The following is a 17,643-nucleotide window of genomic DNA, read 5'->3' as shown; positions in this document are numbered from 1 at the left end:
GCTCCGGAAACGCGAGGCTTAAGCGGATGTTGCGGACTTTGGGTCTGATCGGGGGGGCGGTTCTTCTCATGGGCGCGAGCGCCGAGCCGCGGCTGGAGAAGGCTTCCAGCGCGCCGCCGCAGCTGGAGAAGGCGTTCAGGGGCACGATCGTCTCGACCTATCCCGACGGGCGCAAGGCCGAGCTGTGGCTGAAGCCCGACGGCTCCTACGTCTCGGAAGGCCGCCGCCACGACCGCCACACCGGCCGCTGGAGCCGCAGGGGCGACAAGGTCTGCTTCAGGCGGTTGATCTTCACCTACTGCACGGCGATCCCGAACACGACGGCGTTCACCACCAAGGCGGTCACCGGCGAGAGGATCCAGGTTCGGCTGGAGCCGGGGCGCGAGGGGGAGAAGGGCAGGGGCGCGAAGGCCGGCTGAAGGCCAGCCGCTTTACGCGCGCGGCCAGCCGCCGGCCGAGCCCGCCGAACACCAGGTAGCGCGCGCCCAGGAAGTTGATCGCCCAGGCCGTCACCGAGCCCGCCAGGAACGCCACGTCGGTGTTGCTGATCACCGGCCGGTGCGTCGACCTCAGGGTCAGGAACACGAAGTAATTGCAGAAATTGCCGACCGCGCTGTTGGCCACATAGGCGCCCCACAGCGGCAGGAAGCGGGCGCGGGTGAGCGCATTGAACGTGAACCGGCCGTTGATCAGGAAGGTGACGTGCATCGCCAGCAGCAGCGCGATCAGTCGCGCGGCCCACCCGCGCAATCCCGCCTGCAGGCCCAGATGCAGCGCCACGGCGCTGAAGGCGAAGCCGACGAGGGCGGCGCCGGTGAATTTCGCCAGCAGCCGCCTTCGGGGACGGGGAGGGACGGCGGCCTCTTCCATGGCCCTCGAACGTGGCGCCCCCGCGCTCGGTTGCCCGCAACCGGCGCCGTCGGCGCGACGTTGGGGCCTCCGTGCAGTTGCAGCTTGCCGAGCAGCCCGCGGTCGCGATCCGCCGCGTCCACGCCGTGGTCAATCCCGCGTCAGGCGGCGTCGGTCCCGCCACCGCGCAGGAGCTGGCGGCGCTCTTCGCGGAGTTGGGCCTCGACCACCGGGTCAGCGAAATCACCCCTGGCCGAGGGGAGGACATGGTGCGGGCGGCGGTCGAGACGGATCCCGACCTCGTGGTCGTGTTGGGCGGCGACGGCACCGCCCGGCTGGTCGCCGAGGCGTGCGGTCCGTTGGGGCCGCTGGTCGCGCCGCTGTCCTGCGGCACCATGAACAAGCTCGGCCGGGCGCTCTATGGGCCGATCCCCTGGCGCGAGGCCCTGATGGGTATCCTCCAGAGCGGCGCGCCGCGCTGGATTTCAGGCGGCGAGGTCGGCGGCCGCGCCTTCTATTGCGGCGCCGTGCTCGGCTCGCCCGCCTTGCTGGCGCCGGCGCGCGAGGCGTTCCGGGCGCGCGAGCTCGGTCGCGCATGGCGCCGCGCGGTGGTCGCCTCGCGCAAGGCTTTGCTGTCGCGCCTGTCCTATGAGTTGGATGGGCGACGACGCGGCCGCGGGGTCGCGATCAGCCTGATCTGTCCGACCGTCTCGCGCGCCCCGGGCGAGCATGACGCGGCGCTCAGGGCGGCGGTGCTGGATCCGCCCCCCAGGGCGGCGGCCCGCGCCAGGGCCGGGCTCCATCTGGCCTTGCGCCATCTGGTCGGCGACTGGCGCGACGATCCGGAGATCACCGCGCCGTGCGTCAGCGGCCGGGCCTGGGCCGGCCGCTCGTTGCCGGCCATGCTCGACGGCGAGTTCTTCCGGCTGGGTCGCCAGGTGGAGATCCGCTTCCGCCCCCGCGCCTTCCGCGCGCTGGCGCCGCGCACGGACGCGTAGGGCGGTCCTACAGCCAGGGCGCAGGGCGTTCGCGGCCGAGCATGGCCTCGTAGGTCTCGCGGGGGCGCACGATCGCGAACTCGCCGCCTCTCACCAGCACCTCCGGCACGAGCGGGCGCGAATTGTACTCGCTGGCCATGGCCGCGCCGTAGGCGCCTGCGCTCATGAAGGCTATGAGGTCGCCGGCCGCGAGCGGCGGCAGCGCACGGTCGCGGGTGAAGGTGTCGCCGGTCTCGCAGACCGGGCCCACGACGTCGTAGGTGACCGCCTCGCCCGCGCGCGGCCGAACCGGGCGGATGTCGTGGTAGGCCTCGTACATGGCGGGCCTGAGCAGGTCGTTCATCGCGGCGTCCAGCACCAGGAACCGCCGCCCCTCCGGCCGGGCGTTGACGTGCAGCACGCGCGCGACGAGGACGCCGGCGTTGGCGGCGATCACCCGGCCAGGCTCGAAGGCGAAGGCGATGTCCAGACCCCGCATCACTCGGCCGATCATGGCGGCATAGTCGACCGGTCCCGGCGGCTCCGGCTGGTTGAAATAGGGCACGCCCAGCCCCCCGCCCAGGTCGAGCCGCTCGACGGCGAGGCCCTGTCCGCGCAGCCGCTCGACCAAGCCGCGCATCTTGCGGAACGCCGCCTCCAGGGGCGCAAGCTCGGTGATCTGGCTGCCGATGTGGCAGGCGAGGCCCACCGGCTGCAGCCCCGCGGCGTTGGCGGCGTTGGCGTAGAGCCGCTCGGCCTCGTCGAGGGAAACGCCGAACTTGTTCTCCGCCTTGCCGGTGGCGATCTTCGCATGCCCGCCGGCGGCCACGTCGGGATTGACCCGGATGGCGATCCGCGCCCGCTCGCCCAGGTTCCGGGCGACCTGGTCCACGAGCCGCAGCTCCGGCTCGGACTCCACGTTGATCTCGGCGAGGCCGGACTGCAGCGCAAAAGCGATCTCGCCCGCGGTCTTGCCCACCCCGGAGAAGATGATGCGCTCCGGCGGCACCTGCGCGGCGAGCGCGCGCCGGATCTCGCCCTCCGAGACCACGTCGGCCCCCGCGCCCAGCCTCGCCAGCGTGCGCAGCACCGCGACATTGGAGTTGGCCTTCACCGCGAAGGCGATCAGCGGATCGCCGAGGCCGGCGCCCCGCAACGCTCCGTCCAGCACCGTGTAGTGCCGCTCCAGGGTGGCTGTTGAATAGACGTAGACCGGCGTCCCCACCGCCTCGGCGATGGTGGTGAGCGGCACGTCTTCGCAGGTGAGCTCGCCGTCCTTGAGCTCGAAATGATTCATCGCGGGGGGTTGGCGTAGGGATCGGGCAAGGCGCCGGGCGGCCCGAGCCCGTTCGGCGCATTCTGGCTGGGCAGCGGCACGGTGCGAGGCGGGGCCGGCGTGGCGTTCTCGTCGCGCGGATCGACCGTCTGCACCGGCCGGTTGGGATCCTGCGTCTGGTTGCGCTGCATCGGGCCATGCTGCGGCGCCGCGCCGCCGAAGAGCGGCCCCGGCCGCTCCAGCTCGCCCATCTTGCCGCAGGCGGAGAGGGCGCCGGCCGTCAGGGCGATCGCGGCGAGCGCGCCGATCGGCGCGAAGCGGCTGCGGCTCATCGAAGGATCTCCTTCCAACGCTCGATCTGCGCACGGACCTGGTCGGGCGCGGTCCCGCCATAACTCCTGCGGCTGGCCACGGATGCTTCAGGCGTGAGCACAGCGTACACCTTCTCTGTGAGGCCGGGATGCAGCGCCTGCAACTCCGAAAGCGGCAGGGTGGCGAGATCGCAGCCGAGCGCCTCGGCCCGCTTCACCGCCGCGCCGGTGATGTGGTGCGCCTCGCGGAAGGCCACGCCCTGCTCGCGCACCAGCCAGTCGGCGAGGTCGGTGGCGGTGGAAAAGCCCGCGCCGGCGGCGGCGGCCATGCGCTCAGTGTCGGGCTCGAGGTCGGCGACCACCCCGGCCATCGCCTTCAGCGACAGCTCGAGCGCATCGAACGCCTCGAACGCCGGCTGCTTGTCCTCCTGCATGTCCTTCGCATAGGTCAGCGGCAGGCCCTTCATGACCACCGCCAGCTGGCTGAAGGCGCCCAGCAGCCGGCCGGCCTTGGCCCGCACCAGCTCCGCCGCATCGGGGTTCCTCTTCTGCGGCATGATCGAGGAGCCGGTGGTGAACGCATCGGAAAGCCGCACGAAGCCGAACTGCGGGGTCATCCAGATGACGATCTCCTCGGCCAGCCGGGAGAGATGGATGGCGCAGATCGTCCCCGCCCCCAGCGCCTCGAGCGCGAAGTCGCGGTCGGCGACGCTGTCCAGGGAGTTGGCCGTGGGCCGCGCGAAGCCGAGCGCCTCGGCGGTCTGGTGGCGATCGATCGGGAACGGCGAGCCGGCCAGCGCAGCCGCGCCCAGCGGGCTCTCGTTCATCCGCGCCCGCGCATCGGCGAAGCGGCCGCCGTCGCGGCCGAACATCTCCACGTAGGCCATCAGGTGATGGCCGAACGTCACCGGCTGGGCGGGCTGCAGGTGGGTGAAGCCCGGCATCAGGGTCGCGGCGTGCGCCTCGGCCTTGGCGAGCAGCGCGCGCTGCAATGCTTTCAACTGCTCGACCGTGCGGTCGCAGGCGTCGCGCACCCACATCCGGAAGTCGAGCGCCACCTGGTCGTTGCGCGAGCGCGCGGTGTGAAGTCGGCCGGCCGCCGGGCCGATCAGCTCGCCGAGGCGGGCTTCCACGTTCATGTGGATGTCCTCGAACTCTTCGCGGTAGGGGAAGGTCCCGGCGGCCACCTCGGCCTCGACCTGCCGGAGGCCCTCCTGGATCGCCGCCTCGTCCTGGCTTGAAATGACGCCCGCCTTGCGCAACATCGCCGCGTGCGCGCGGGATCCCGCCAGGTCCTGCATCGCCAGCCGGCGGTCGAAGCCGATGGAGACGTTGATCGCCTGCATCAGCTCGGCCGGCTTTTCGGAGAAGCGCCCGCCCCACATGGCCTGGCTTTGCGCGGGGCCCTTGCCGGTGGGGGGCGTCTTGGCGGCGTCGTCGGAGGAGTCGTCGGTCATATGAGCGATCATCCCGCAGCGAAGCCCAGGGGCGGCGCCCTGACCTGGGCCCTCTGGGGCGCCGCATTGATCGGCGTCGCGGCGGTTGTCTACATCATGGCGCAGGCTTCGACCAAGCCGGCCTCTGAAGCGCCCGCGCCCGCCGCGGCCCCTGCGGCCGCCGAGCACGACGTGGCCAGGAAGCTCGAGCATCCCGCCGACGGCCAGGCGCCGCCCGCCTACGCCTTCTATGACGCCGACGGGAAGAAGCTCACGCCCGCCGACTTCAAGGGCAAGGTGGTGGTGATGAACCTCTGGGCGACCTGGTGCGCGCCCTGCAAGATCGAGATGCCGACGCTGGCCAAGCTCGCCAAGACCTATCAGGGCAAGCCGGTGGCGGTGGTGGCTGTCTCCATCGACAAGCCGGAGGCGCTGGCCGAAGCCAAGGCGTTCATCGCCCAGAACGCGCCGCTCGCCTTCTACAACGATCCCGACGCCAAGCTCCCGTGGGCCATCAAGCCGGCCGCGGCCGGCATGCCCACGACCCTGATCCTCGGCAAGGACGGCCTGGAGCGCGGCCGCATCTCCGGCGAGGCCGACTGGTCAGGACCCGGCGCGAAGGCGGTGATCGACAAGGCCCTGGCGAACTGAGCCTCAGGCGAGCTCGCGCAGGCGACGCACGGCCTCGGGATGGCCGGTCAGGGTGCGGAGCAGCGCGACGAGGGCGGTGCGCGATTCCGGCGTGAGCTGCTCGAACGCGGCGAGCAGCTCGATCGCGCCGGGCGTGCGCATGCGGCTCAGGAGGTCGAGGTCGGCGGCGGTCTCGCGGTCGGGGGTGTCCAGCACGTCCATCAGGTCGACGACCCGGCACTTCAGGGCGCGCGCGATCTGCACCAGCCGCGAGAAGGAGATCCGGTTGGCGCCGTTCTCGTACTTCTGGATCTGCTGGAACGAGATCCCGCATTGTTCGGCGAGCGCTTCTTGCGAAAGCCCCAGCGTCCGCCGGCGGATCCTCACCGCCGCGCCCAGGGCGACATCCATCGGATCCGGCGCCTTGGAGGATCGCTCGACCACTTGTTCGCTCCCGTCCATCGAGCGTTCTTTTGGCGATCCGGAGACCGCCCGCGCCCTGATAAGGCCAGACTAAGGCCATTGTTTCCGATTTGAAAAGGGCATCGCATCCGCCGTCGCGCAACCCAAGGCTTCGCTTCCGAGTTGGCTTGGCATGGCCGGCGACGTGAACCCCTGGACGGTGACGCCGGACGTGACCTCGGAGCCGGTCACGCCGCCGCCGCAGCCGTCGCCGCGGGCGAGGGAGGGGCCATCACCGCCCAGCCGCGCAGCGCGCGGTCTGCGACCCGGCCGGCTGCTGGTCGGCCTTCTGGCGCTCGGGGCGTCGCTCGGATTCGGACTGTGGCTGCTGTCGCCCGACAAAGGCTTCGCGCCGGCCCCCCCGGCCTCGTCGCCCGCGCAGGTCGAAGACATCCCGCCGCCGGCGCCCAAGCCTGCCCCCCTGCGTTTCGCGGCGCCGGAACCCAATCCGCAGCAGGTGCGGCGCGCCTATGACGAGGTCCGCGCCGCATATTCCGGCGGCGGCCCCGAGGCCCTGGCGAAGGCGTCGGTCGACTGCGCGAAGGGGTTGCAGCAGGATCCGGGCCGGCTCGACGAATGCCTCGCCTTCGACGACTACGCCGCCGACATCCTGCCGCCCGACGGCTCCGAAGCCGCCGGCTGGTTCCGGGACGCGCCGGACCGGGACCTGGCGCTGGCCCGGGCCGCCCTGCCGGCCGATGTCGACGCTGCCGACCGGCTCGGCCAGGTGCGGGCGCTGACCACCGTCGTGCTGCCGCGACCCAAGCTCCACAAAGCCAAGTCCGAAGTCCGCAGGCACGCCGCGCCGCATCGCGTGGCGCAGAAGTCGAAGGCCGCGATCCGACCCAAGACGCACGGTCACCGCCTCCGCCGGCCGCCGAGGTCCGCGTCCGCCGCGTCCGCCTGGGAGCCGCCGGCGACCAAGCTGCACGATCCGCCTGACGCGACGGGCGACGACCTGCCGCTCCCGCCCGGCGACCTGGTCCCGCCGCACTGAGCCTGGCGGGGCGGTTAAGCTCTTGGTGACCGAAGCACCCGCGAATTCGGCCTCCCGACCCGACCGATTCTCACCAGGACCCCAAACGGCCCTCAAGACCATGCGCGCCAGAGCCTTTCAGCCCCGGTTCGACCACGGCGCCGCCCTGCGCGTGCCGCCGCCGGGCGACGCCGAGAACTGGCGGATGCTGTGGATGTGGCTGGGCGCGGAAGCGCACGCGGTCGCCGAGGCGCACGCCGTGCAGGTCCGCACGCCGGATGGCCCGGTGGTGGCCCACTGCGGCGACTGGATCGTGCTCTCGGTGACCGGCGATTTCCACGTCGCCCATGCGGTCAGGGCCTGCGACGCCTAACGAATGAGTGAACGCCGTTCACCGGCCTTGTAACAATAGGTCGGCGGGTCCAGCCTCGCTCCAGAGAGTGGGATTCGGGAGGGAACCCATGCGTTATCTGATGATGGCCGCCGGCGTCGCCGCCGCCGCCACGCTGCTTGCCGCCTGCCAGCAATCGTCCAGCGAGGCCCAGGAGGTCGCGCCGAAGCCAAGAGACCTTGGCCGGTCGCAGGTTTTCTATCAGGGGCAGGGCCTGATCGTGAAAATCGACTCCGCCACCATCGTGCCGGCGAAGACGGCCGGGGTGCTGGCGCTAAAAGTGTCCGGCACGGCGGCCGGTCCCGGCTACACGGACCCGGAGTTCGTGCCGAGGATCTACCCCGCCGCGCCGCCGGACGGCGTCTATGAGATCGACGTCGTCGCGACCAAGCCGGCCGGCGCAGCCGCCAAGCCCACCGCGATCGAGGTGAAGACCGACTGGCAGCCGAAGCGGCCCATGAAGGCGGTGCGGTTCATGTCGGCGACGAACCAGGTCGAAGTCCCTATGCCGGCCAAGTAGCGGCGCGCGTCGGCGCTGTCCTCCGGTCCATCTCCGCGTCGAAAGTGGCGCGATTGATCGCGCGTCAATAGATAGGGGCTAGGGAGCGCCGCCATGCGGGCTCTGGTCGAGGGCACGGATGGCTGACGCGGGCGCGTTCTATTCGATCCACCGGCACGGTTTCGTCCGGGCGGCGGTCTGCGCGCCGCGGGTGTCCACCGCCGAGCCGGCGGCGAACGTCGCCGACACCTTGGCGCTGGTGCGCGAGGGCCACGCCGAGGGCTGCGACCTGATGCTGTTCCCGGAGCTCGGCGTCTCCTCCTACGCGGAGGACGACCTGCACATGCAGGATGCGCTCCTCGAACGCGTGGAGGCGGGCCTGGCGGAGATCGCGCGGGCCACGCGGCGGCTGAGCCCGGTGCTGGTCGTGGGCGCCCCGGTGCGGCGGAACGGGCGGCTCTACAACTGCGCGGTCGCGATCGCCAAGGGCCGCATCCTGGGCGTCGTCCCGAAGAGCTTCCTGCCCAATTACCGCGAGTATTACGAGAAGCGCTGGTTCGCCTCCGGCGTCGGCCTGACGGGGCTCGAGATCGAGCTCGCCGGCCAGACGGCGCCGTTCGGCGTCGACCTGCTGTTCGAGGCCGCTGATCTCGCGGACTTCGTCTTCCACCTGGAGATCTGCGAGGATTTCTGGTCGGCGACGCCGCCCTCGAGCCTCGGCGCCTTGGCCGGCGGGCTCATCCTCTGCAACCTGTCGGCGTCCAACATCCTCATCGGCAAGGCCGACGAGCGGGCCATGCTCTGCGCTTCGCAATCCGTTCGTTGCCAGGCGGCCTATCTCTACGCCGCCGCCGGCCCCGGCGAGAGCACAACCGATGTCGCCTGGGACGGCCAGGGCTCGATCCACGAGCTGGGCGTGCTGCTGGCCGAGACCGAGCGCTTTGCGAGCAGGCCGCAGATCGCCATCGCCGACATCGACGTGGAGCGGCTGCGGCTGGAGCGCCTGCGCACGCCGACCTTCAACGACGCCGCCGCCGCCGCCGGCCACCCGGAGATGCGCTTCCGCAGCATCCGCTTCGAGCACCAGCCGCATACCAGCGACGTGGGGCTGATCCGCCCCGTCGACCGCTTCCCCTTCGTGCCGGACGATCCCGCCCGCCTGGACCAGGACTGTTATGAGGCTTTCAACATCCAGGTCCAGGGGCTGGTCCGCCGCCTGAAGGCCACCAAGAGCCAGTCGATCGTCATCGGCGTCTCGGGGGGGCTGGATTCCACCCATGCCCTGGTGGTCGCCGCCAAGGCTTGCGACGCGCTTGGGCTTCCCCGCTCGGCCATCCTTGCCTTCACCCTTCCGGGCTTCGCCACCAGCGAGACGACCAAGACGAACGCCTGGTCGCTGATGAAGGCCGTCGGCGCGACGGGCGAGGAGATCGACATCCGCCCGGCCGCCCAGCAGCTGCTGAAGGACATGGGCCACCCCTTCGCGAAGGGAAAGCCGGTCTACGACGTGACCTTCGAGAACGTGCAGGCCGGCCTGCGCACCGACTACCTGTTCCGCCTCGCCAACCAGCGGAAGGGCATCGTGCTCGGCACCGGCGATCTTTCCGAGCTGGCGCTCGGCTGGTGCACCTACGGCGTCGGCGACCAGATGAGCCACAACAACGACAACGCCTCGGTCGCGAAGACCTCGATCCAGCACCTGATCCGCTGGGCCGCGAAGACCCACCAGTTCGACGATGCGACCTCGAAGACCCTGCTTTCGGTGCTCGACACCGAGATCTCCCCGGAGCTGGTGCCGGCCGACGCTTCGGGCGCGATTCAATCCACACAGGCGATCGTCGGGCCCTACGAGCTGCAGGACTTCAACCTCTACTACGTCACCCGCTTCGGCCTGCGGCCTTCGAAGGTGGCGTTCCTCGCCTGGCACGCCTGGCGCGACAAGGCCCTGGGCGCCTGGCCGCCCAACTTCCCGGACGAGGCGCGGCACGACTACGACCTCGCCACGATCAAGAAATGGCTCCGGGTCTTCCTGGTCCGCTTCTTCGAGCTCAGCCAATTCAAGCGCTCGGCGCTGCCGAACGGGCCGAAGGTGATCTCCGGCGGCAGCCTCTCTCCCCGCGGAGACTGGCGCGCCCCCTCCGACGCCACGGCGCGGACCTGGGTGGACGAGCTCGATGCCAACGTGCCCGGCTAACGGAACTGTACAGCGTCACCTGGGTTGCGTTGCACCGAGGCCGAGCTCGGCCTTGGCGCAGGAGCGGCGCATGAGCCTAGGCTGGAAGACGCCCGCGCCGCCGGCCGCCGCCCTGGCGCTGGCGCTGGCCGCCTGCACGGGCGGGGCTCGCCTGCCGCCGCCTCCGCCGCAGACCTTCTCCGCCGCCGAGATCGAGAAGGGGGCCGAACTCGCAAAGCTGGCCGATTGCCAGGGCTGCCACACCGCCGACGGGGGCCAGGCCTTCGCGGGCGGCCGCCCGCTCAAGAGCCCCTTCGGGACGATCTACACCCGCAACATCACGCCGGATCCGAGCACCGGCCTTGGCCGCTACAGCCGCGAGGCCTTCGTCCGCGCGCTCCGCCGCGGCGTCCGATTTGACGGCGCCGAGCTCTATCCGGCGATGCCTTACGATCACTTCGCCTACGCGGACGATGCGGACCTGGGCGCGCTCTACGCCTACCTCATGACCCGCCGGCCCAAGGATCGGCCGCCGACTCCCAACGAGCTGATCCCGCCGGCCAACATCCGCGGCGCCGTGGCGATCTGGAAGGCGCTGTTCTTCCACCCGGGTCGCTTCCAGCCGACGCCGGGACAGAGCGCGGAGTTCAATCGCGGGGCCTACCTCGTCCAGAGCCTCGGCCACTGCGGGGCCTGCCACACACCGCACAACATCCTCGACGCGGAAGAGACGAAGAAGCCGCTGCAAGGCGGTGTCCAGGAGGGCTGGTACGCTCCGCCCCTGAACGCGCTCTCGCCAGCCTCCGTCCCGTGGACGCCGGAGCGCGTCTACCGCTTCCTGCGCACCGGCTTCGATCGCGACCACAGCGCCGCCGCGGGACCGATGGGGAGCGTGGTGCGCGAGCTCGCCCGCGCGCCGGAACCCGACGTCCGCGCGCTTTCGGTCTATCTCGCGACGCTCATGCAGCCCGCCTCCGCCGCCAAGGGCCGGGCCGCCCCTGCCGACCATGCCGCGCAGGCCGCCGCAGCGCAGCCGGCCGGCGCGGCGCTCTATGCGGGAGCCTGCGCCGCCTGCCATGACGCGGGCGCGGCCATGATGCGCGAGGGCCGACCGCCGCTGCAGTTCGCCACCCCGCCCCAGGAGGACAGGCCGACGGACGTGATCCAGGTGATCCTGCAGGGGGTGCAGCCGGCGACCGGCCCGCGCGGCCCCTACATGCCGGCCTTCGCCGGGACACTCTCCGATGGGCAGGTCGCCGCGATCGCCGCCTACGTCCGGGCGCGCTACAGCGACAGGCCGCCCTGGAAGGACCTGACGTCGGCCGTCGCCAAGGGCCGCAGGCAAGGGGGTCAGGGATGAGTTTCGTGCTCACGATCAACGGCCGCGACCACCCGGTGGACGCCTCCCCCGAGACGCCGCTGCTCTACGTCCTGCGCGACGACCTCCGGCTCAACGGCGCGAAATTCGGCTGCGGCCTGGGCCAATGCGGCGCCTGCACGGTGCAGGTGGACGGCAAGGCGGCCTACGCCTGCCTGCTGCCGGTCGCGGCCGCCGCGGGCCGGCGCATCCGCACCGTCGAGGGGCTCGGGACGGCCGAGGCGCCGAGCCCGCTCCAGAAGGCCTTCATGGTCGAGCAGGCCGCGCAGTGCGGCTACTGCATCGCCGGCATGATCATGCGCGCCCAGGCGCTGCTCGACGCCACGCCGCGCCCGACCGAGGCCGAGATCCGCGCCCACATGCAGCCGAACCTCTGCCGGTGCGGCACGCACATGCGCATCCTTCGCGCGATCCGCCGCGCGGCCGGCCTGCCGGTCGAGGCGGCCTCCGCATGAGCGTGGGAGCGCCGTCCCGCCGCGACGCGCTGGCCGGCGGCGCGCTGGTGGTCGCCTTCTCGATGACGGGCCATGCGCGCGCGCAGGAAGCGCGCGGCCCGCAGAAGACGGTCCCCCCCGCCCTGCCCGGCAGCCTGAAGACCACGCCCTGGCTCGACGCCTGGATCCGCGTCGACGTCACGGGCCAGATCACCGTCTTCACCGGCAAGGCCGAGCTCGGACAGGGGATCAAGACCGCGCTCATCCAGATCGCGGCCGAGGAGTTGGACGTGCCGCCGCAGAGCTTGCGGCTGATCACTGCCGACACCGGCCAGACCCCGAACGAGGGGTTCACCGCCGGCAGCCACTCGATGCAGGATTCGGGCACGGCGATCCTCAACGCCGCCGCCAATGTGCGGATGATCCTGGGCCAGGCGGCCGCCCGGCGGCTCGGCGTCGCGGCGGATTTGCTCGCCACCACGGGCGAGGGCCGCTTCAAGGCGCCGGACGGCCGTCTGGCGGGCTATGGCGAACTCGCGGCCGGCCTTTCGCTGCATGTCGAGGCGCAGCCCAATGCGCCGCTCCGCTCGCGCCAGGGTGGGAAGCTCATGGGCCAGGACTATCCGCGCGTGGACATCCCGGCGAAGGTGACGGGCGGCCAGGCCTATGTCCAAGACCTGCGGCTGCCCGGCATGCTGCACGCCCGGGTCGTGCGGGGTCCGAGCTTCGGGACCGAGCTGACGGGTCCGGACTTCGCCGCGGCGCAGGCGATGCCGGGCGTCGTGGCCGTCGCCCGCAACGGCCGCTTCGCCGCGGTGATCGCCGAGCGCGAATGGACCGCCGTGCAGGCGCTCCAGCGGCTGCAGCAGGCCGCCTGGCGGCGCACGGCTCCGCCGCTGCCGGAAGGCCGTCCCGAGGCTGGGCTCTCGGGCGCCTCCCAGGACCAGGTGATCTTCGACAAGCCCGGCGGAGCGGGCGGCGCGAAGACCGTGAAAGCCCGCTACAGCCGGCCCTGGCTGATGCACGCCGCAGTCGGCCCCTCCTGCGCGGTGGCCCTGCTCCGGAACGGGCAGATGACCGTCTGGACCCACAGCCAGGGCGTCTATCCGCTGCGCGGCGCGCTCGCCCAACTGCTGCGGATGCCGCCCGACAAGGTGCGCTGCATCCACGTCGAGGGCTCCGGCTGCTACGGTCACAACGGCGCCGACGACGTCGCCGCCGACGCGGCCTTGGCGGCGCTGGCCGTCCCCGGCCGGCCTGTGCGGATGCAGTGGATGCGCGAGCAGGAGCACGGCTGGGAGCCCCTGGGCTGCGTGCAGGTGGGCGAGGCGGAAGCGAGCCTCGACGCCTCGGGCCGCATCGCCCACTTCCGCTATGAGGTCTGGAGCCACAGCCACAACGGACGGCCGATGACGGCCGGGGGCCTCGTGGCCGGCGCCGAGGTCGATCCGCCCTTCCCGCCGCAGGTTCCGCGACCGATCCCGATGCCGGAAGGCGGCGGCGACCGCAACGCCATCCCGATCTACGCGGTCCCGGCGGGGCGGGTGGTTTCGCACTTCGTCCGGGACGCGCCGCTGCGCGCCTCGGCGCTTCGCTCGCTCGGCGCGCACCTCAACATCTTCGCGATCGAATGTTTCATGGACGAGCTCGCCAAGGCCGCGGGCGCCGATCCGGTGGCCTTCCGGCTGGCGCATCTGGACGACCCGCGCGCCCGCGATGTCGTCAGCCGCTGCGCCGAGGCGTTCGGCTGGGCGGCGCGCCGGCCCTCGGATGGCCGCCGCGGCGCAGGCTTCGCGTTCGCCCGCTACAAGAATCTCGCCAGCTACTGCGCCGTGGCCTTGGAGGTCGAGGTCGAGCACGAGACCGGTGCGGTCAAGGTGGGGCGTGTGACGGCCGCGGTCGACGCCGGCGAGGCGGTGAATCCAAACGGGCTGCAGAACCAGATCGAGGGCGGGATCGTCCAGGCGCTCTCCTGGGCCGGGCTCGAGGCCGTGGGGTTCGACGCGGCGCACCGCACCAGCTTCGACTGGAGCGCCTATCCGATCGCCCGCTTCAAGGATGTCCCCCGGTCCGTGGCCGTGCAGGTGATTGATCGCCCCGGCTTGCCGTTCCTGGGCGCGGGCGAGGCGAGCCAGGGCCCCGCCTCCGCCGCGCTCGCCAACGCCGTCGCCGACGCCTGCGGCGCACGCATCCGCGACCTGCCGCTGTCGCCCGAGCGCGTGAAGGGGGCGATCGGCGTCTAGCGCCGCTCGCGCGGCGCGTCCTACTGTGCCGCTCGAAGGGGAGGGTCGCTCATGGCGGAAGACCGGCTGTTCGACGAATCCTGGAGGACGGTGCGGGTCACGCGTAACGGCCCAGTCGTCGAGGTGGCGCTGCACCGGCCCGACGCGCGCAATGCGCTCGATTCGACCCTCATGGACGAGCTCACCGAGATCGCGCGGCTGCTGCGCCTGCGGCCCGACGTCCTGGCGGTGACCCTGACGGGCGCCGACAGCTACTTCTCCGCCGGCGCCGACCTCAGGAGCTCCGGCGAGCGCACGGCCCAACCCACCCTGATGGAGGCCCGCCGCGCGGTCATGCGCGGGCCCGATCTCTGCCAGGCGTGGGAGGCGATCGAGTTGGTCACCATCGCCGCCATCGAGGGCTACTGCCTTGGCGGCGCCTGCGCCCTGGTGGCGGCCTGCGACTTCCGGATCATGGGCCGATCGGCTTATGTGCGCCTGCCCGAGATCCCGCTCGGCATCAACATGAGCTGGCGCACCCTGCCCCGGCTGGTCTCCCTGATCGGGCCGGCGCGCGCCAAGCGGTTCGTGATGTTCGGCGAGCCGGCCGACGCGGCGGCCTGCGAGGCCTGGGGGATGTGCGACGAGGTCGTGGATGACGGGCGCGCGCTCGCCGCCGCGCGCGGCTGGGCGGCGAAGATCGTGAAGCTGCCGCCGCTGCCGGTCCGGATGACCAAGGAGGCGATCACCGCCATCGCGGCGGCCAACCACCACGCCTCGATCTACATGGACCGCGACCAGTTCCTGCTCGCCACGCGCAGCCACGACTATCGGGAGGGCGTCACCGCCTTTTTCGAAAAGCGCGAACCTGAGTTCAGGGGCGACTGAGCCCGGTGGCGCTCTGGTGGAAGCTGATGGACCTGCGGCTCGGGATCGTGCCGGTCCCCGTCGCGGTGATCATCGCCGCCCTGGCGGCGGCCTTCGTGAGCCTGGGCCACGTTCCCGCCGATCTGCCGATGGGGATCGCCGTCCTGGCGCTGGGCGGCTTCGCTTGCGCCGAGATCGGCGAGCGCATCCCGGGCCTGCGCACGCTGGGATTCGCCGCCATCTTCGCGACCTTCCTGCCGTCGTGGCTGGTCTATGCCGGGCTCCTGCCGAAGCCGCTGACCGACGCCGTCGCGAAGTTCACCGACCAGTCTAACATCCTCTACCTGTTCATCGCCTCGATCATCGTGGGCTCGATCCTCGGGCTCGACCGGCGTCTGCTGATCCAGGGCTTCCTGAAGATCATCGTGCCGCTGGCCGCGGGTTCGTTGGCCGCTCTGGCGGTGGGCTGCGCGGTCGGCGTGGCGCTCGGCCTCGGCTTCGGCCACACCCTGTTCAAGATCGTGGTCCCGATCATGGCCGGCGGCGTGGGCGAAGGGGCGATCCCGCTCTCGGTGGGCTACGCGCAGCTCAGCCACATGCCGCAGGGCGGCTATTTCGCCGAGGTGCTGCCTTCGGTGATGTTCGGCAGCCTCACCGCCATCGTGCTCGCGGGCGGGCTCAACTTCCTGGGCAAGCGGGCGCCGCAGCTGACCGGCGAGGGCCGCCTGCAGCCCGGGGAGCACGACGTCCCGCTCGCCGGGCCGGCCGCGGAGGGCCAGACCCCCGACCTGCGCACGATCGGGGCGGCGGTCGTCATGGTCGTGACGCTCTACCTCCTGGGGGCGCTCACCCAGCGGCTCTGGGACTGGCCGGGGCCGATCGTGATGCTGGGGCTTGCGGTCGCCATCAAGCTCGGTCGCATCGCCTCGCCCGCGCTCGAGGCCGGCGCCTACGCCAACTACCGGTTCTTCCGCGCCAACGTGACCTATCCGCTGCTGTTCGCCATCGGCGCGGCCAAGACCCCCTGGGACAAGCTCCTCGCCGCATTCACGCTTCCGACGCTCGCCACCATCGTCGCTACCGTCGCCGCCCTGATGGGGACCGGCTTCGCGGTCGCCCGGCTGGTCGGGCTCTATCCGATCGAGGCGGCCATCGTGAACGCCTGCCACTCCGGCCAGGGCGGCACCGGCGACGTGGCGATCCTCACCGCGGCGAACCGCATGCAGTTGATGCCCTTCGCGCAGATCGCCACGCGCATCGCCGGCGCGATCACGGTCACGCTCGCGCTCATCGCCTTCGCCCGATTTGGCCGATGAGCCGAAATTTCCACTTGAAACAAAGTGTCGTGCGCTGAAAGGCATTGGCCTCAGTTCAGCCGAGCTCATCTGCGACCGGCGGGGAACGCTCTGCGGTCGGCTACGGTTTAGCTTCGGGCCGACGAGACTATGGCAAGCTCGGTGGAGGCGACATGGACGTCACGGCTGGTGAACCGGGCCGCCGACGCTACCGACTGATCTCCTCCCCCCGTCCCTGGATCGCCCTGCTCGTCCTGCTCCTGGTCGCCGGCGCGATCTGGGGCGGCTGGGCGCTGGTGCACAACGCGGGGGGCGGCTCGGGACCGGGCGGCTTCGGCCGCCGCGGCGGGCGTCCGCCGACGACCGTGGGGATCGCTCAGGCCGGCGTGGCCGACGTGCCTGTGACGCTGGACGCGCTCGGGACCGTGACGCCGACCGCGACGATCACCGTCCGGCCGCAGGTGTCGGGCACGATCACCCGGATCATGTTCCGCGAGGGCCAGATGGTGCGCCGCGGCGAGGCGCTGGTGGAGATCGATCCGCGGCCGCTGCGGATGGCGCTGATGCAGGCCCAAGGCCAGCTCACCCGCGACGAGGCGCAGCTCGCCAACGCGCGATTGATGCTCACTCGCTTCCGCACCCTGCTCGCCGAGGATTCCATCGCCCGCCAGGACGTGGACACCCAGGCCGCCACTGTGAAGCAGCTCGAGGGCGTCGTCACCACCGACCGGGCGGCCGTCGGCACGGCCCGGTTGAACCTCGGCTACAGCCGCGTCGTGGCGCCGGTGAGCGGCCGCGTCGGCCTGCGCGCGGTCGACGTGGGCAACTTCATTTCCGCGGGCGACGCCAACGGCCTGGTGGTGCTGACCGAGGTCGCGCCGATCGACGTCGAGTTCACGGTGCCGCAGGACGAGGCGCCCTCGATCATGCAGCGCGCCGCCCGCGCCGCCCTGCCGGTCGTGGCGCTGGATCGCACCCGCACGACCGAGCTCGCCCACGGCGTGTTCTCGACGCTCGATAACCAGGTCGATCCGACCACCGGCACGGTCCGGGCCAAGGCTCGCTTCGCCAACACCGACGGCGCGCTGTTCCCAAATCAGTTCGTCAATGTCCGCGTGCAGCTCGACACGCTGAACAACGCGGTGGTCGTCCCGGTGACGGCGGTCAGGACCGGCCCCAACGGCGACTTCGTCTGGATCGTGCAGCCGGACCAGACGGTAACGATGCGTCCGGTGAAGCGCGGTCAGACCACGGCCACCCAGGTGGTCATCCTGTCCGGGCTCAGCCATTGCGAGCGGGTTGTGACGGAGGGCGGCGACCGGCTGACCGAAGGCGGACGCATCCTGCTGCCCGGCCAGATCCCGCGGGGCGGCTTCGGGCGCGGCGGACGTGGCGGTCGCGGCCGCTCCGGCCGGGGCGGCGGCCCGGGCGCTGCGGCCGGCGGCCAAGGCGGCGCTGGCGGCTATG

18 protein-coding genes are annotated in these 17,643 nt (G+C 71.7%); 13 read left to right on the top strand and 5 right to left on the bottom strand.

Annotation, left to right across the window (positions count from 1 at the left end; translation table 11 throughout):
- Positions 1–68: 68 nt before the first annotated feature.
- Complete coding sequence (locus Q0W60_RS05995; protein WP_297693590.1) at positions 69–419, top strand: hypothetical protein; 351 nt, start codon at positions 69–71, stop codon at positions 417–419.
- Here Q0W60_RS05995 and Q0W60_RS05990 read toward each other — a convergent pair.
- Positions 343–870 carry a GtrA family protein gene (locus tag Q0W60_RS05990; protein ID WP_297693588.1) on the bottom strand — a complete coding sequence of 176 codons (528 nt, stop codon included), beginning with the start codon at positions 868–870 and terminating at the stop codon, positions 343–345. The two genes, Q0W60_RS05995 and Q0W60_RS05990, sit on opposite strands and share 77 nt — an antisense overlap.
- A gap of 71 nt (positions 871–941) precedes the next feature.
- Between Q0W60_RS05990 and Q0W60_RS05985 the strand changes: the two genes are divergently transcribed.
- On the top strand, positions 942–1,847 hold the full coding sequence (locus Q0W60_RS05985; RefSeq protein WP_297693586.1) for a diacylglycerol kinase family protein: 906 nt from the start codon (positions 942–944) through the stop codon (positions 1,845–1,847).
- A gap of 7 nt (positions 1,848–1,854) precedes the next feature.
- On the opposite strand, the gene lysA is transcribed toward Q0W60_RS05985, so the two are convergent.
- Genes lysA through argH form a run of 3 tightly spaced genes read right to left on the bottom strand, consistent with a single transcriptional unit; the run spans position 1,855 to position 4,870 of the window.
- Positions 1,855–3,123, bottom strand: coding sequence for a diaminopimelate decarboxylase (gene lysA, locus Q0W60_RS05980; protein ID WP_297693584.1), 1,269 nt, complete (start codon positions 3,121–3,123; stop codon positions 1,855–1,857).
- The gene (locus tag Q0W60_RS05975) at positions 3,120–3,434 is read right to left on the bottom strand and encodes a hypothetical protein (RefSeq protein ID WP_297693582.1); all 315 of its coding nucleotides are present in this window, start codon (positions 3,432–3,434) and stop codon (positions 3,120–3,122) included. The genes lysA and Q0W60_RS05975 overlap by 4 nt, the downstream gene beginning before the upstream one ends.
- Positions 3,431–4,870 carry an argininosuccinate lyase gene (gene argH / locus Q0W60_RS05970; RefSeq protein WP_297693580.1) on the bottom strand — a complete coding sequence of 480 codons (1,440 nt, stop codon included), beginning with the start codon at positions 4,868–4,870 and terminating at the stop codon, positions 3,431–3,433. Before argH ends, Q0W60_RS05975 begins: the two co-directional genes overlap by 4 nt.
- On the opposite strand from argH, the gene Q0W60_RS05965 reads away from it, so the two are divergent.
- On the top strand, positions 4,871–5,500 hold the full coding sequence (locus Q0W60_RS05965; RefSeq protein ID WP_297693578.1) for a TlpA disulfide reductase family protein: 630 nt from the start codon (positions 4,871–4,873) through the stop codon (positions 5,498–5,500).
- 3 nt (positions 5,501–5,503) lie between these two features.
- On the opposite strand, the gene Q0W60_RS05960 is transcribed toward Q0W60_RS05965, so the two are convergent.
- The gene (locus tag Q0W60_RS05960; protein WP_297693576.1) at positions 5,504–5,941 is read right to left on the bottom strand and encodes a helix-turn-helix transcriptional regulator; all 438 of its coding nucleotides are present in this window, start codon (positions 5,939–5,941) and stop codon (positions 5,504–5,506) included.
- A gap of 133 nt (positions 5,942–6,074) precedes the next feature.
- Here Q0W60_RS05960 and Q0W60_RS05955 point away from each other — a divergent pair, with 133 nt between their 5' ends.
- From Q0W60_RS05955 to Q0W60_RS05910, 10 genes are all read left to right on the top strand, one after another.
- The gene (locus tag Q0W60_RS05955; protein WP_297693574.1) at positions 6,075–6,938 is read left to right on the top strand and encodes a hypothetical protein; all 864 of its coding nucleotides are present in this window, start codon (positions 6,075–6,077) and stop codon (positions 6,936–6,938) included.
- A 100-nt stretch (positions 6,939–7,038) separates the two neighbouring features.
- A complete protein-coding gene (locus Q0W60_RS05950; RefSeq protein ID WP_297693572.1) occupies positions 7,039–7,290 on the top strand; it encodes a hypothetical protein in 252 nt (83 codons plus the stop codon).
- 88 nt (positions 7,291–7,378) lie between these two features.
- Entirely contained in the window at positions 7,379–7,828 is a 450-nt protein-coding gene (locus Q0W60_RS05945; protein ID WP_297693571.1) for a hypothetical protein, read from the top strand.
- Between the two features lie 118 nt (positions 7,829–7,946).
- Positions 7,947–10,001: an NAD(+) synthase gene (locus tag Q0W60_RS05940; RefSeq protein ID WP_297693569.1), complete on the top strand. Its 2,055-nt coding sequence runs from the start codon at positions 7,947–7,949 to the stop codon at positions 9,999–10,001.
- 70 nt (positions 10,002–10,071) lie between these two features.
- Positions 10,072–11,340 (top strand): cytochrome c, encoded by a 1,269-nt coding sequence (locus Q0W60_RS05935; RefSeq protein ID WP_297693567.1) that lies wholly within the window; start codon positions 10,072–10,074, stop codon positions 11,338–11,340.
- On the top strand, positions 11,337–11,813 hold the full coding sequence (locus Q0W60_RS05930; RefSeq protein ID WP_297693565.1) for a (2Fe-2S)-binding protein: 477 nt from the start codon (positions 11,337–11,339) through the stop codon (positions 11,811–11,813). Before Q0W60_RS05935 ends, Q0W60_RS05930 begins: the two co-directional genes overlap by 4 nt.
- Positions 11,810–14,035, top strand: a complete 2,226-nt coding sequence (locus tag Q0W60_RS05925) for a molybdopterin cofactor-binding domain-containing protein (RefSeq protein ID WP_297693563.1) — start codon at positions 11,810–11,812, stop codon at positions 14,033–14,035. The genes Q0W60_RS05930 and Q0W60_RS05925 overlap by 4 nt, the downstream gene beginning before the upstream one ends.
- A gap of 51 nt (positions 14,036–14,086) precedes the next feature.
- The gene (locus tag Q0W60_RS05920; protein WP_297693561.1) at positions 14,087–14,902 is read left to right on the top strand and encodes an enoyl-CoA hydratase/isomerase family protein; all 816 of its coding nucleotides are present in this window, start codon (positions 14,087–14,089) and stop codon (positions 14,900–14,902) included.
- Positions 14,903–14,907: 5 nt separating this feature from the next.
- Positions 14,908–16,197 (top strand): 2-hydroxycarboxylate transporter family protein, encoded by a 1,290-nt coding sequence (locus Q0W60_RS05915; RefSeq protein WP_297693559.1) that lies wholly within the window; start codon positions 14,908–14,910, stop codon positions 16,195–16,197.
- Positions 16,198–16,349: 152 nt separating this feature from the next.
- On the top strand, positions 16,350–17,643 hold a 1,294-nt coding region (locus tag Q0W60_RS05910), incomplete at its 3' end, for an MdtA/MuxA family multidrug efflux RND transporter periplasmic adaptor subunit (protein ID WP_297693558.1).

Origin of the sequence: Phenylobacterium sp., from assembly GCF_025934275.1 — a bacterium.
Classification (GTDB): domain Bacteria; phylum Pseudomonadota; class Alphaproteobacteria; order Caulobacterales; family Caulobacteraceae; genus Phenylobacterium.
This window is presented reverse-complemented; position numbering and strand designations above follow the sequence as displayed.